15 protein-coding genes are annotated in these 13,981 nt (G+C 74.2%); 10 read left to right on the top strand and 5 right to left on the bottom strand.

The window, feature by feature from the left end; genetic code table 11:
• Nucleotides 1–42 precede the first annotated feature (42 nt).
• Both OCU29_RS10450 and OCU29_RS10445 read left to right on the top strand, forming a co-directional pair.
• Entirely contained in the window at nt 43–771 is a 729-nt protein-coding gene (locus OCU29_RS10450) for a hypothetical protein (RefSeq protein ID WP_261819865.1), read from the top strand.
• Between the two features lie 61 nt (nt 772–832).
• Nucleotides 833–1,465, top strand: a complete 633-nt coding sequence (locus OCU29_RS10445) for a hypothetical protein (RefSeq protein ID WP_261819864.1) — start codon at nt 833–835, stop codon at nt 1,463–1,465.
• Nucleotides 1,466–1,489: 24 nt separating this feature from the next.
• On the opposite strand, the gene OCU29_RS10440 is transcribed toward OCU29_RS10445, so the two are convergent.
• The gene (locus OCU29_RS10440) at nt 1,490–1,687 is read right to left on the bottom strand and encodes a hypothetical protein (protein ID WP_261819863.1); all 198 of its coding nucleotides are present in this window, start codon (nt 1,685–1,687) and stop codon (nt 1,490–1,492) included.
• A 251-nt stretch (nt 1,688–1,938) separates the two neighbouring features.
• On the opposite strand from OCU29_RS10440, the gene OCU29_RS10435 reads away from it, so the two are divergent.
• A complete protein-coding gene (locus OCU29_RS10435; protein WP_261819862.1) occupies nt 1,939–5,100 on the top strand; it encodes a BTAD domain-containing putative transcriptional regulator in 3,162 nt (1,053 codons plus the stop codon).
• A 4-nt stretch (nt 5,101–5,104) separates the two neighbouring features.
• Here OCU29_RS10435 and OCU29_RS10430 read toward each other — a convergent pair whose 3' ends face one another.
• Both OCU29_RS10430 and OCU29_RS10425 read right to left on the bottom strand, forming a co-directional pair.
• Nucleotides 5,105–5,458 (bottom strand): GntR family transcriptional regulator, encoded by a 354-nt coding sequence (locus tag OCU29_RS10430; protein ID WP_179614658.1) that lies wholly within the window; start codon nt 5,456–5,458, stop codon nt 5,105–5,107.
• Entirely contained in the window at nt 5,455–6,318 is an 864-nt protein-coding gene (locus OCU29_RS10425; RefSeq protein WP_261819861.1) for a hypothetical protein, read from the bottom strand. The genes OCU29_RS10430 and OCU29_RS10425 overlap by 4 nt, the downstream gene beginning before the upstream one ends.
• A gap of 158 nt (nt 6,319–6,476) precedes the next feature.
• Here OCU29_RS10425 and OCU29_RS10420 point away from each other — a divergent pair, with 158 nt between their 5' ends.
• The 3 genes from OCU29_RS10420 to OCU29_RS10410 all read left to right on the top strand — a co-directional run bounded on the left by OCU29_RS10420 (nt 6,477) and on the right by OCU29_RS10410 (nt 8,428).
• Entirely contained in the window at nt 6,477–6,731 is a 255-nt protein-coding gene (locus OCU29_RS10420; protein ID WP_179614656.1) for a PspC domain-containing protein, read from the top strand.
• A gap of 54 nt (nt 6,732–6,785) precedes the next feature.
• On the top strand, nt 6,786–7,961 hold the full coding sequence (locus OCU29_RS10415; RefSeq protein ID WP_261819860.1) for an NAD(P)/FAD-dependent oxidoreductase: 1,176 nt from the start codon (nt 6,786–6,788) through the stop codon (nt 7,959–7,961).
• A 68-nt stretch (nt 7,962–8,029) separates the two neighbouring features.
• The gene (locus tag OCU29_RS10410) at nt 8,030–8,428 is read left to right on the top strand and encodes a hypothetical protein (protein WP_261819859.1); all 399 of its coding nucleotides are present in this window, start codon (nt 8,030–8,032) and stop codon (nt 8,426–8,428) included.
• Between the two features lie 16 nt (nt 8,429–8,444).
• On the opposite strand, the gene OCU29_RS10405 is transcribed toward OCU29_RS10410, so the two are convergent.
• Both OCU29_RS10405 and OCU29_RS10400 read right to left on the bottom strand, forming a co-directional pair.
• The gene (locus tag OCU29_RS10405) at nt 8,445–8,858 is read right to left on the bottom strand and encodes a hypothetical protein (RefSeq protein WP_261819858.1); all 414 of its coding nucleotides are present in this window, start codon (nt 8,856–8,858) and stop codon (nt 8,445–8,447) included.
• A gap of 9 nt (nt 8,859–8,867) precedes the next feature.
• Entirely contained in the window at nt 8,868–9,833 is a 966-nt protein-coding gene (locus OCU29_RS10400; protein WP_261819857.1) for a sugar-binding transcriptional regulator, read from the bottom strand.
• A 114-nt stretch (nt 9,834–9,947) separates the two neighbouring features.
• Here OCU29_RS10400 and OCU29_RS10395 point away from each other — a divergent pair, with 114 nt between their 5' ends.
• From OCU29_RS10395 to hxlB, 4 genes are read left to right on the top strand one after another with little or no spacing between them, the layout of a single operon-like run.
• On the top strand, nt 9,948–11,378 hold the full coding sequence (locus OCU29_RS10395; protein ID WP_261819856.1) for a mannitol dehydrogenase family protein: 1,431 nt from the start codon (nt 9,948–9,950) through the stop codon (nt 11,376–11,378).
• Complete coding sequence (xylB, locus tag OCU29_RS10390) at nt 11,378–12,841, top strand: xylulokinase (RefSeq protein ID WP_261819855.1); 1,464 nt, start codon at nt 11,378–11,380, stop codon at nt 12,839–12,841. Before OCU29_RS10395 ends, xylB begins: the two co-directional genes overlap by 1 nt.
• Nucleotides 12,838–13,458 (top strand): hypothetical protein, encoded by a 621-nt coding sequence (locus OCU29_RS10385; protein WP_261819854.1) that lies wholly within the window; start codon nt 12,838–12,840, stop codon nt 13,456–13,458. The genes xylB and OCU29_RS10385 overlap by 4 nt, the downstream gene beginning before the upstream one ends.
• A complete protein-coding gene (hxlB, locus tag OCU29_RS10380; RefSeq protein ID WP_261819853.1) occupies nt 13,455–13,979 on the top strand; it encodes a 6-phospho-3-hexuloisomerase in 525 nt (174 codons plus the stop codon). The genes OCU29_RS10385 and hxlB overlap by 4 nt, the downstream gene beginning before the upstream one ends.
• Nucleotides 13,980–13,981: the final 2 nt, after the last annotated feature.

Below are 13,981 nucleotides of genomic sequence, written 5' to 3'. Positions count from 1 at the left end.
CGGTGGCTGCGGGAGGGGGAGCAGCACTGAGGGGGGACACCCATGCCCAGCACAAGAATCTCCAGCCTGGCCGCAGCGGCACTCGTGACGGTGGTGGCCGCGGCCGCCCCGGCGAGCGCGGCCGAGCGCACCGTGATCGTGCCCGACGACTTCATCCCGACCCTGTCGGACACCCGGGCCGACGGCCACTACGAGGTGCGCGGCACCGGCCTGCGCATCTGGACCGACAACCCGGTCGCGAGCTCGTCCACCAACAAGGTCGCGGAGTACTGGGCGGCGCCGGCCGGCCCGCTGCCGACGTCGGCGGCGATGGTCTACGCAGCGACCACGGGAGGCGCCCCGGGCGCGCAGATCGTCTTCGACGTCGACTCCATCACCGGCAACGGCAACGACTACAACATCCTGGTCGGGGAGAGCGTGTACGGCGACAACTGGTGGTTGACCAGGTCCTCCTCCGCCGAGGCGAAGGCGGCCGACCCCTCGGGCGCGGACAACGGCGGTAACGGTTCGGAGTGGTTCGGGACCCTGGAGCAGTGGGAGGCCGCACTCGGCGGGGAGAACGTGCTGGCCTACGGCTTCTCGCTGGGGTCGGGGGTCAAGGGGGACGGTGTCATCGAGTCCATGACCTTCGGCGGGACGACGTACACGTTCGGGACCCACACCGTGCTGGCCAGCAAGGAGGAGTGCAAGAAGGGCGGCTGGGCGACCAGCACCAAGCCCGTGTTCAAGAACCAGGGCGACTGCGTGAGCTGGTTCTCCGCGGGTCGCTGAGCCGGCGCCGTCACCCTCCGGTGCGTGCCGCGCACCGGAGGGGGCGGCGTAGGTTCGGGAGATGGACACGGTGGTGGCGACCGACGCGACGAGCAGCAGGCCGCACGCGCCCTTCGGGATGGTCGGCCGCATCGTGACGGGGGCGTCGACCGTGTGGCGCCTGCCCGGCCAGGCCGTCGACGCGGGTCGGCGCCTGGTCGCCGACGCCACCGACGTGGTCGAGCAGGCCGCCGGCCTGGTGACCCGCGTCGTGGCTCTGGTCGGGACGATCGAGGTGCTGGTCGACGAGATCGCGGTGATCGCCGGGCGCGCCTCCCTGGTGGTCTCGCAAGCCGACGCGGTGGCCATCGACGCGGGCCGGACCGCCACCCTCGCCGACGTCCAGGTCCGCCGGCTGGCGGCGCTGATCGACGCGATCGAGCCCGCCGTCGCGCAGCTGCGGCCCACGCTGGAGCGTGGCGCGGAGGTGCTGGAGCCGCGGCACGCCGAGTCGGTCGCCACGCTGCTCGACCTCACGCCCGAGGTGATCGACCTGATCACCCCCGCGCTGCGCAACCTGGGCGCGCTGACACCCGAGCTGCACTCGCTCGCCGAGCGCTTCGAGGCGATGGGTCAGATCGTGGAGGGCATCCCCGGGGCCTCGATGTTCAAGCGGCGCGGTGCCGCGGACGACGAGGACGGCGAGTCGAAGTAGCGCGACGCGGCTCGGTGGTCGCCCCTAGGCGGTGGCCTCCACCGGGCAGTGCGACAGCCACTCCTCGGCCGAGTCGGGGGTGTGGGGCAGGAACGACGGGTCGTCGCAGTAGGAGCTGTCCGGTGCCGACGGCGGCGCGGGTGCCGACGAGGCGACACCGAGCACGCTGAGGAGCAGCAGCGGTGTCGCCAGCACCAGCACGGCTCTGCGGATAGGTCTCATGGCAGTTGCCTTTCGGTGAGCGTTCGGTGAGCGTTCGGTGAGCGTTCAAGGAGGAGGCCGTGGGTGCGGCCGTGACCGCGAGCATGCGCGCCGGCGCTCCTACGGGGCTCCTACGGAGCACCAGTGCCGCTGGAACGGCGCTGGAACGGCGCTGCACCGACCCGCGGTGGGTCGGGTGGACTTCACCAGAGTGAGAGATGCCGGTCTGGAGCCTCCCGTGCGACGGTGGCTCATTCGGGCGTGAGGTGGTGATGGACGGCCACGAGCTGCGCGTACGCGTGCTGGGACCGCTCGAGGTGCGGTTGGACCGCGACCTCGTGGGTCCGGCAGGCGCGCGCCGACGCGGGGTCCTGGCCGTCCTGGCCCTCCAGGCGAACACGGTGGTGTCCTCCGAGGCCCTGGTCGACCTGGTGTGGGGGGACCGCCCGCCGGGGTCGGCCAGGAACCTCGTGCAGACCTACGTGTCCACCTGGTGCAAGGCGCTGGGCGGGACGTCGGCGGACGCGAGCACCCGGCTGGCGACCGTCGGGGCGGGCTACCGGCTCGCCCTCGACGAGGACGAGTGCGACCTCCTGCGGCTGCGCCGTCTGGTCGACGCGGCACGGAGCGCGGCGGTGGCGGGGCGGTCCGGCGAGGCCGCGGCACTCTTCAGCTCGGCGCTGTCGCTCTTCCGGGCACCGACCCTGGTCGACCTGGTCACGCAGCCGTGGCACTCGACGCTCGCCACCCCGCTGGACGACGAGCGCGTCGACATCCTCATCGCCTGGGCCCGCAGCGCCCTGTGCGCCGGCCTCGACGTCAACGGCGTGGTGCGCGCGCTGGCCAACGCCCGCCTGCAGCACCCGTGGCGCGAGGAGCTGACCGAGGTGCTGATGTGGGCCCTCGCGGCGACCGGCCGACAGGCGGAGGCGCTCGAGGCGTTCGCCGCCACCCGGGCGATGCTCCGCGACGAGCTGGGCGCCGACCCGGGTCGGGCGCTGCTGGCCATGCACGCGCGGGTGCTCGCCGCCGACCCCGACCTCCGGGCGGGGCCCTCCGGACCCGCGTCGACGCCGGTGGTGACGGACGGGAACGACGGGATCATCGGTCGGGACGAGCTCATCGCATCCGTGGAGCGCCTGGCCGGGCAGCGTCGGCTGGTCACCTTGGTGGGCGCGGGAGGCAGCGGCAAGACACGCCTGGCCGCCGAGCTGCTGAACCGAGGGCGGCGTGGTGGCCGCCCGGCGTGGTGGATCGATCTCGCCCCCCTCAAGGACGTGACCGTCGTGCCGACGACCATCGCGACCGGCATCGGCCTGCAGGTCGCGGCGGCCGGCGACCCGCAGGAGGCGGTCTCGCTGCGGCTGGTGGACGTGCACGGACTGCTGGTGCTCGACAACGCGGAGCACCTGCCGGGGCTCGAGCTGGTCGTCCAGCGGCTGCTCGACACCACCACGCACCTGCGGGTGCTGGTCACCTCGCGCGAGCCGCTGGGCATCCCGGCGGAGCAGCAGGTGCTGGTCGCACCGCTCGACGTCCCTCCCGCCACGGAGCTCGACCCCGAGCGTCTGGTCCTGTCGCCGTCGGTCCGGCTCCTCCTCGAACGGGCCCGCGTGCACCATCCCGGCCTGGAGCTGGACGCCGACAACGCACCGGCGGTGGCGCGCATCGTGCGGCTCCTGGACGGCCTCCCGCTGGGTCTCGAGATCGCCGCCGCCTGGCTGCGGCTGATGCCGGTCGATGCGCTGGCCGAGCACCTGAGCACCTCCGTGCTCGACGTCGGCAGCCGACGGGCGCACAGTGCGTCGCGGCACCGGTCGCTGCGGGCCTCGATCGCGTGGAGCTACGACCTCCTCACCGTCTCCCAGCAGCGTCTGCTCTGCTGCCTGTCGGTCTTCGCAGGCGGGTTCACGCTCCCGGCCGCGCAGGCGGTCTGCAGCGACCGCACCGGCTCGGTGGTGGAGAACCTCTTCGACCTCGTCGAGCGCAGCATGGTGCACGCGACCCACGACGGACCGGACGCGCCGCGCTTCCGGATGCTGCAGACCGTCCACGACTTCGCGGCAGGGCAGGCCGTGCACCTGCTGGGCGACGACGTGGCCGCGCTGCGGTGCGCGCACGCGCAGTGGTACGCCGCGTGGGCCGTCGACCTCGCCTCGCACAGCGAGGGGCCGACCTCCCCGATCTGGCTGGCCCGTGCCGTCGCGGAGGCCGACAACATCCGCGCCGCCATCGACTGCTTCGACGACCGCGGTGACGACGGCCGGCTCCTCCAGCTGGTCGTCGACGCCATGGTCCTGTGGTTCGAGGCGGGCTGGGAGGGGGAGGGGCGCCAGCGGCTCGCCGGCGCGCTCGCCCGGGCGCCGGCCGATGCACCGGCTCGACCGGTCGGCCTCGCCTACTGGGCCTGGCTGCAGGCGGCGGGCAACCGTCGCGAGGCCGCCAGCGCCGCCTGGGAGGCGGTGCGCCTGGCCCGCCGGCAGGAGGATCCGCTCGTCGAGGCCTTCGCCCTGCAGACGCTCGGTGACGCGCTGGTCGACCGGAGCGAGGCGGTGGCGGCCAGCACGGCGGCTCTCGAGGTCGCCGATCGCTGCCACGGGCTGGCGGTGCGCTACGGCCCCACGGCGCCCAACGCCGTCCGGTGCGGCGCCGCCGGCAGTCTCGCCGCCCTGAACACGTGGCGGTCGCTGAGCACCGCGACGCGGTGGCAGGACGAGGCGCTGCACCGAGCCGAGCTCGAGGGGGACCCCCGCATCGTCGCCGTCAACTGCGCCCGCCTGGCAGCGATGCGGCTGCTGGCCGGTGACGTGGGGGCGGCTCGCCGCCTCGTGGACCGGTCGCGTCCGCGGATCTCCTCGATCGTCACGTCGCGGTGGGAGGACATCGTGCTGTTCACCGAGGCCATGCTGCTGCGCTACGAGGGCCACGTCGGCGAGGCGGAGACGCTCCTGCGACGGTTGTGGCGGACGGCCTCGGCGGGGGGCCGGGACCTGCACGCCGTCCTGAGCGCCGCCGGGTTGGCGGAGGTCTACGCGACCAGTGGCCGGCTCGGCGAGGCCGACGACGTGCTCGACCGGACGACGACCGCGCTGGGGTCGGGAGCGGACCCGGCCCACCACGCCCGCCTGCTGGTACGCCGGGCCCGGGTCCGCCGGCTGCAGGCCGCGCCGTCGGCCGCCCTCGCCCACCTCGACCTGGCGGCCGGGGCGCTGCCGCCGGGCGAGCTGCCGCCGGAGAAGGTGGTCTGGCTGCTCGAGCGCGCCCGCACCGCCTGTGCGGTCGGCGACCACGACCGGGCTTCGGTGCTCCTCGCCGAGCTCGCTGGCGACGCCGCCCGGGCCGGGTTGAGGCTGCCGCCGTGGGAGGAGCGGGAGCGCGACGAGGTGGGCGCCCTCATCGACCGGGTGCGGGGTCGACCGGCTCGTCGGTGGTGAGGCCTCAGCCCGACCACTGCTCCTCCACCAGCCTCGTCGCCTCGGCGCAGGTCAGCCCGCGAGCGCGGGCGCTGCTGACGTAGTCGGCGACCAGGTCGCGCAGGTCCGGGCCCGGCGTGCTGGCGGAGCGGACGAACGTCCCGCGCCGGCCGTGGGTGTCGATGACCCCGTCGGCCTCGAGCTCCCGGTAGGCCCGGGCCACGGTGTTGGGTGCGAGCCCCAGGTCGGCTGCCATCTGGCGCACCGTCGCCAGCCGGGTGCCGGCCGCCAGCGTCCCGCTGGCGACCATGCCCGCGATCTGGGCCCGCAGCTGTTCGTACGGCGGGACGCTCGAGGAGGTGTCGACGGCGAGGTTCACGGCGCGGAGCTCGGGTGGGCGATCGGGTCCGTCTGCCTCGGCCAATCCCGCCGAATGCCTATGACCATGACCACTACCGCGGCGGCACCGAGCACTGCGACACCGACACTGAGCAGCAGGATCGGCAACGACAGCTCGCGAACATGCACGACCGCTGCGTAGACCGCGACGACAGTGCTGAAGATCCCGGCGAAGATCGCCAGGTGTGGGATCGGCGCGATGGTCCTGGCCAGGACCGCCTTCTGCCACAACAGGCCCTCGGCGGTGCTGGTCACCAAGGGACGGGCCACGACGACGGCCACGACGCCGTGGTGGGCGCCGACGAGGACCAGTCCGATGGTGCACGCGATCAGCGCCCGGTCGGCGGTCGCCGTGCCGGTCCCTGCGACCAGTGCGGCCGCCAGGGCGAGGGCCGATCCCGCGGTGAGCACGGACAGGCGCAACCGCAGCACGTCGATGCGGCCGTAGTAGTCCGAGGCGCGACGACGCACCGGGTCGACGGCGCGTCGTGGTCCGTCGACCAGCGGCTTGGTGCGGACGCTGGCGAGGAGCGCGCCTATCGAGGAACCGACCCCAATGCCGATCACGAGGAGGAACCAGTGCCAGGGGAAGTCGTCCCACGCGGAGCTCGGAAGCAGGTAGACAGCGGTGATGCCCCACAGGAACCCCACGAACGGGTAGACCGTCCGGCGATGCAGCTGGGGCCCCAACCACTCTCGTACCTGGGGTGTCAGTGGAGCCGGCACGGTCTCCGCGAAAGTCATCAGCTCGGCAGCCGCCTTCCCACGCTGCGACCTCACGAAGAGGACGGTGGCAACGACGTTGATGACGACGAACCCGGAGAGGTAGATGACGACCAACGGAGGCCTCCAGCCTTTTGTGTCAGTGATTGACGCAAACGTAGCATTACAAAGTCGGGTCAGGCCAGCGTCAGGGTCGGCTCAGGGCGTACCCCGATGGTCCGCAGGCCGACGCCGGCGCATGCTGGAGTCATCAACCGCACCACTGGGAGGACCCCATGACCGACATCCGTGCCAGCCTCGGCAACCAAGGCCTCGTCCGGCCCCGCGACAGCAGGGTCCTGGGAGGTGTCTGCGCCGGTCTCGGACGCCGCTTCGGCCTCGGGCCGTGGGTCGCCCGGCTGCTGTTCGTCCTGATCCTGATGGTGGTGCCGGGCAGCCAGTTCCTCATCTACCCGGTGCTGTGGATCCTGATGCCCGACGAGGACAGCCTCGGCAGCCAGCCGCCGGCGCCGCGCGACCCCACGGGCTGACCCAGGCGCCCGAGGAGGCCCGAGGGGTGTAGTCGACGCGGCTACGTTGGCGAGATGGAGCACCACGAGGTCCTCGTCATCGGCGGCGGCAACGCCGGAGTCTCGCTGGCCGCGCGGCTGCTGCGCGACGGCGCCGAGGACGTCGCGGTGGTGGAGTCGCAGCCGACGCACCGCTACCGCCCGCTGCTCAACTACGTGGGCTCCGGCGAGGCGAGCATGTCGGCGCTGGAGCGACCCGCGGCGAAGGTGATGCCGCAGGGCGCCACGTGGATCGAGGGCCAGGTCGTCAGCGTCGACCCGGCCGCCCCGTCCGTGCGGCTGGCCGGCGGCCGCGAGGTCGGCTGCACGACGCTGGTCGTCTGCCCCGGCCTCGAGGAGGACTGGGCCGCCACCCCCGGCCTGCGGGAGGCGCAGACGGCCGGGTGGGCCGGCTCGACGTTCACCGTCGACACGGCCCGGCGGGTCTGGCCCGCGTTGCGCGACCTGACCCACGGCCGCGTCGTCTTCACGATGCCGCCCGAGCCGGCGCCGTGCGGTGCGACCGCGCTGAAGCCGCTGTTCATGGCCTGCGACCACTGGCGCCGACGCGGCGTGCTCGACGACGTCGAGGTGCACCTGGTGCTCCCCGGCGCCACGCCCCTGGGCCTGCCCGGCCCCGACGCGCGCCTCGAGCGGGTGCTCGCGTCGTACGGCGTCGAGGTGCACCGCGAGGCCCGCGTCGCCGGCCTCGCCGACCGGCGGGTCACGGTGACCACGCCCACCGGCGACGTCGAGCTCGACGACGTCGCCCACGCCCACGTCGTGCCGCACTACCGCGCGCCGCGCTGGGTCGCCGAGAGCGACCTGGCCGGCGCGACCGCCGCGGGTCTCGTCGACGTCGACCCGCAGACGATGCGCCACCGCCGCCACCCGGCGGTCTGGTCGCTCGGCGACGTCGCCGACCTCGGCACCCGACCCTCCGGCGGCGGCCTGCGCAAGCAGGTCGCGGTGCTCTCGCACAACATCACCACCGACGGCAGCGAGCCGCCCCAGCACTACGACGGCTACACCGTCATGCCGATCACGACCTCGCGGCGCCGGCTGATGCTCGTCGAGGTCGACCGCGACGGGCAGCCCTCACCCACCGTGCCGTTCCCCGACCTGACCAAGCCACGGGTGCTGACCTGGTACGCCGACCGGTACGGCCTGCCGCTGACCTACTTCACGCGGATCCTGCGCGGGAAGGTGTGACGACCTCAACGAGGGCACGCTAAGCCGTGAGAACCCGCCGCGACGACGTGCAAGGAAGGGATGGGTGAGTGCCCGCCGGGCATGCCCAGGTGCTGATGAGCGAGCAGGCATGGATCAACTCCGGCATCAACGTCGCCTGGGTGTCCCAGCACGTTCCCGCGGGCATCGAGGACACCTTCGACGCCGAATGGGACGAGCTGCAGCAGCGGCCCGCGTGGCGCGAGTGGATGACTCGGTACGAGGACGAGGTCCGGGGGCCCTTCAACTACCTGGAGGTCGCGGACAGGTCCACGAAGAAGGTCTCGCGCAAGAAGTCCGGCGACCTGGCCATCAAGCTGCCCGCCTCAGCCTTCGTCGACGCCCACGACGCCCGCCAGGTGTGCCGAGAGGTGATCCGTGAGGTCCTCGCCACGCGCGCCGAGATGGCCGGGATCTCCCCACCGCCTGACCTGGGCTCTCACTCATGATGCGGCGCGTCGCTCGTCAGTAGGAGGGCTCGCTGCTGGTGGGGCTGGCGCCGGGCTCGGGGGGCAGGAGGCCGCGCTCGCGCAGGTCCGCGTAGGCAGCCCTGTTCCTCGCGAAGTACCTCCGCTCGAGCTCAGCGTCCTCCACCGGATCGGCCGACGCAGCACGCATCGAGGCCGGGACCTCGATCGGCTCGGTGTCCCCGCTGGTGAAGTACCGGGTCGCCAGCATGCCGGGGTGGCGGTGGTCCGAGAGCAGGTCGAGGAAGTGCCGGCCCTGCCCGTCCTGGCCCCAGACCCAACCGATGTACATCCCTCGGTGCCGGCTCTGGCCCCGCTCGCGGCTCGCGACCTCCGTGCCGTCCACCTGTCGGTAGTCCTCGGGGACCGATCGGAGGGCCTGCTCGGCGCACCGCAGCCTGTCAGCGTCCATGGGGCGAGGTTACGTGCGCCGGGCTCCACCCCGACCAGCTTCCGCCAGCAGCGCGGCGGCCAGCGCCGAGTCGACGACCATCGAGGTGAAGGCCCCGCTCGCCGCGGCGGCGCGCACGGCGGCGGCCCGCTTCGGCCCGTGCGCGAAGCCCATCACGTGGTGCGCAGCGTGCAGTTGCGGCAGGCCGACGGCGATGACCCGGCCGTCGAGCGGCGTCGAGACCACCGCGCCACGGGCGTCGAGGAAGGTGCCGGCGATCTCCGCGACCGCGCCGGCCTGGGTGCAGGCGCGGCGTACGTCGGGCGACACCTTCTCCCACACCGCCGACTCGCCCTCCCGCCACGCGCCGACGGCGACGACGGCGAGGTCGAGCGACTCGGCCCGCGCGAGGGCGTCAGCGACCACGGGCTGGCGGCGTACGTCCTTGGCGGTGTCGCGCCGGTCGACCACGAGGGGCGCGTAGAGCGGGTGGGTCTCGACCCCTGCGCGGCGGTCGAGCTGCATCAGCATCCGGCTCAACGTGCCGTGGCCGGCGACCTCGTAGGCCCCGGTCAGCTGCACCAACGAGCAGGGCGGCAGGGCCGGGAGGAACCGGGCGGCCCGGTCGAGGGTGCGCGACCAGGAGATGCCGATCGTCATCCCGGGCCGCGCGAGGTCGCGCATCGCGGTCAGCACCGCCGCACCGAACTGCTCGGCGCGCAGGTCGGCGGCGTCCTCGTCGAGCACCACGATGTGCGCGGTGTCGATGCCGAGCGCCTCGGCCAGCGCCTGCTCGCGGGTGGAGCGGGGCAGGCGCGGGTCGTGCACCTCGATGGTGACCACGCCGGTCTCGCGAGCCTGGTCGAGCAGCCGGGCCACCCGGAAGCGGCTGATGCCGAAGGCCTTCGCGATGTCCACCTTCGAGACGTTGTCGAGGTGGTACGCCGTCGCCAGCTCCGCGAGCAGCGCCCGGTGCTGCAGGTCCGCGTCGTCCACCGCTGCTCCTCCGCTCATCTGAGCGCACCCCGTCCTCCGCGAGACGCCGCACAGTCACAGTCCGCTCAGATGAGCACCCTAGGTCACCTGTGCGGATCGGCCTAGGGTCGCCGCATGAGCGCAGCCTTGAGCACCGCCACGCTGGACGCGGTGAGCCGGGGAGTCCCGGTGCCCGACTACGACCGCACCGGGCTCGTCACGGGGATCGTGCACCTCGGCGTCGGCGGGTTCCACCGCTCCCACCAGGCGATGGTGGTCGACCGGCTGCTGCGCGAGGGCAAGGCCCGCGACTTCGCGATCTGCGGGGTCGGCGTCCTCGCACAGGACCGCCGGATGGCCGCGGTGATGGCCGAGCAGGACTGCCTCTACACCCTGGTCACCAAGCACCCCGACGGCTCGCGGGAGGCGCGGGTGGTCGGCAGCATCGTCGACTACCTCTTCGCGCCCGACGACCCCGCGCGGGTGGTGGAGCGGCTGGCCTCGCCGGAGACCCGGATCGTCTCGCTGACCATCTCCGAGGGCGGCTACCAGGCCGACCCCGCCGCGGAGGGCGCGCCGCTCACTGCGTTCGGGCTGGTCGTGGCGGCGCTGGCGCTGCGTCGCGAGCGCGGCACCGGCCCGTTCACCGTGATGTCCTGCGACAACCTCGCCCACAACGGCGCCGTCGCCCGCGCGGCCGTCACCTCCTTCGCCCGCCACCTCGACCCCGACCTCGGCGACTGGGTGGCCGAGCACGTGCGCTTCCCCAGCTCGATGGTCGACCGGATCACCCCGGTCACCAGCGACGCCGACCGCGCCGCCACCACCGAGGCCCTCGGCGTCGAGGACGGCTGGCCGGTGGTCGCCGAGCCGTACGTCGCCTGGGCGCTCGAGGACGACTTCGCGGCGGGCCGCCCCCCGTTCGAGGACGCCGGGGTCACCGTCGTGCCCGACGTCGGGCCCTGGGAGCGGATGAAGCTGCGGCTGGCCAACGGCGGCCACCAGGCGCTGTGCCACGTGGGGGTGCTGGCCGGGTTCCGCTACGCCCACGAGGCGGCCGCCGACCCCGGCGTCGCGGCGTACCTGACGGCGTACCTGGACCAGGAGGCCGCGCCCACGCTCGAGGCGCTGCCCGGCCTCGACGCCTTCAAGGACGCGCTGCTCGGCCGCTGGCGCAACCCCGCCGTCGCCGACACCCTCGACCGCATCCGCACCGACTCCAGCGACCGGCTGCCGGCCTGGCTGCTGCCCGTCGTGGTCGACAACCTCGCCGGGGGCGGGCCGCTGCGCGCCTCGGCGCTGGCCTGCACGGCCTGGGCCCGGGCCTGCGAGGGGCACGACGACCACGGGCGGCCGCTGCCGGTGCTCGACCGCGCCGCGGCCGAGCTGACGCGGGCGGCGGCCGCCCAGGCCGACGACCCGACCGGGTTCCTGGCCCAGCGCCACCTCTTCGGCGACCTCGTCGACGAGCCCCGCTTCCGCGAGGCCTTCCTCGAGGCCCGCGCCTCGCTGGTCGAGCACGGCGCCCTGGCGACCGCGGCGCGCTTCCTCGACGGGGGCGAGTGATGGGGCTCGTCGCGGGCGTGGACTCCTCCACGCAGTCGACCAAGGTGGTCCTCCACGACGAGGACGACCTCACCGTCGTCGGGCGGGGCGCGGCGCCGCACCCGCCGACGTACCCGCCGGTCAGCGAGCAGGACCCGGAGACGTGGTGGTCGGCACTCGGCCTGGCGCTCTCGGCCGCGCTCGCCGACGCCGAGGCCACCCCGGCCGACGTGCGCGCGATCAGCGTCGCCGCCCAGTGCCACGGCCTGGTGGCCCTCGACGCCCACGACGCGGTGGTGCGCCCGGCCAAGCTGTGGAACGACACCACCTCCGCCCCGCAGATGAGCCGGCTGCTGGAGCGGATGCCCACGCGGGAGTGGGCGCGGCGCACGGGCTCGGTGCCGACGGCGGCCTTCACGATCTCCAAGCTGGGGTGGCTGCGCGAGCACGAGCCGGAGGCCTTCGCGCGCACCGCCCGGGTGCTGCTGCCGCACGACTGGTTGACCTTCCGGCTGACCGGCGAGGCCGTGACCGACCGGTCCGAGGCCAGCGGCACCGGCTACTTCAACGCCGCCAGCGGCCGCTACGACCACGAGCTGCTGGGCCTGGTCGACGCCGACATCGACTGGGCGCCGATGCTGCCCACGGTGCTCGGGCCCTCCACCCCGGCCGGCACGGTCTCGGCCGCGGCGGCCGCCGCGCTGGGGCTGCGCCGCGACACCGTCGTCGGGCCCGGGGCGGGCGACCAGCACGCCAGCGCGCTGGGCCTCGGCACCCGCCCGGCCGACGTGGTCTACGTGCTGGGCACCTCGGGCGTCGTCTTCACCACCAGCGCCACCTCCACCCACGACGAGACCGGCACCGTCGACGGGGTCGCCGACGCGACCGGCGGCTACCTGCCGCTGGTCTCGACGCTGAACGCCGCCAAGGTCACCGACACCTTCGCGCGGCTGCTCGGGGTCGACCACGACGAGCTCGCCCGGCTCGCGCTGGCCGCCGACCCGGTCGGTACGCCGGTCCTGGCTGCCTTCCTCGACGGGGAGCGCAAGCCCGATCTGCCGGCCGCCACCGGCACCCTGGCCGGGCTCACCAACAGCACCACCCGCGAGCAGGTCGCCCGCGCCGCGGTCGACGGGGTCCTCTTCGGGCTCGTGCGGGGCGCGGGCGCCCTGGCCGCGGCCGGCGCCGACACGTCGGGCCGGGTGATCGTCACCGGCGGCGGCGCCCGGTCGGCGGCCTACCGCCAGCTGCTCGCCGACGCCACCGGCGCCACGGTCCACGTGTCGACCTCGGTCGAGGCGGTGGCCGACGGCGCCGCGCTGCAGGCGGCCGCCTGCCTGCACGGCGACGACGTACGCGACGTGCGCGACGCCCGGGCCGCGGAGCTGTTGCCCGACACGGAGCCCCGGCCGGGTGCCGCGTCGGAGGAGCTGTTCGCGCGCTACCTCGCCGCCGCCGAGTGGCGCGGAGGGGACCGGTCGTGACGCTGCTCGTGCACGCCGCGGCGCTCGACCTCACGCTGGCGGGCAGCGTCATCGCCGTCCCGGCCGCCGAGCGCCTGCGCCACGCGCGCTCGCTGACCGAGCAGGGCCACTGGGTGCACGCCGACCGCATCGAGGGCTCCTACCGCGGCCAGGCCGGGGTGGGCCTCGACGAGGTGCACGAGCTGGCGGGCCTCCCCGACGTCCGGCTCGACGTGCACCTGATGGTCGACGACCTCGAAGGCGACCTGGCCGCCCTGCCCGAGCGGGGCATCGCGAGGGTGACGCTGCAGTGCGACGGCCGCGACGACGTCGTCGACCTCGTACGCCGCAGCCGCCACCTGGCCCCCGAGGTCTGGTTGGCGGTCCACGACGAACCGCTGGCGCTCGCGCGGCTGCGGGAGGCCGACGCCGACGGAATGCTGGTGATGCTGACCCCACCCGGCCAACCCGGCCACTTGGCCGACCTCAGCAGGCTGCGGCTCGTCGAGTCCGCGCGCGGGCGCGGCTGGCCGGCCGGCGTCGACGGGGGCGTGACCGACGAGGGACTCGAGCGCATCTCGGCTGCCGGCGCCCGGTACGCCGTCGCGGGCCGGGCCCTGGCAGGGCCGGCGTCGTGAGCGCCATCGGTCATGTCGTCGACGAGGTCGCGGGGGTCCTGGCCGAGGTCGACCAGGACGCCTTCGACCGACTGGTCGCCGAGCTGCGGGAGCCGGGCCGGACGTGGTTCTGCACCGGCCAAGGCCGGTCGGGGCTGGTGGCGCGGATGGCGGCGATGCGACTGGTGCACCTGGGCCACCGCGCCCACGTCGTCGGCGAGGCGACGGCCCCGTCCATCAGCGCCGGGGACGCGCTGCTGGTGCTCTCTGCCTCGGGCACGACCGCGGTAAGCCGGCACCACGCTGAGACCGCCCGTGGGGTCGGTGCCGCCGTCGCGCTGGTGACCACGACCGGGCCGAGCCCGCTGCGCAGCCTGGCCGACGTCACGCTCGACGTACCGGTCTCGGCATCGGCACAGTTCGGCGGCAGCCTCTTCGAGCAGGCTGCGCTGCTCACGCTCGACGCGGCGGTGCTGGCGATCGACGGGGGCGACCCGGCGACTCGCGAGGAGATGCACCGGCGGCACGCGAACCTGCAGTGAGC

The organism is Nocardioides sp. OK12 (genome assembly GCF_024341885.1).
Lineage (GTDB): Bacteria > Actinomycetota > Actinomycetes > Propionibacteriales > Nocardioidaceae > Nocardioides > Nocardioides marinisabuli.
The sequence above is the reverse complement of the archived record's forward strand: the minus strand, read 5'-3'. Positions and strand labels throughout refer to the sequence as shown.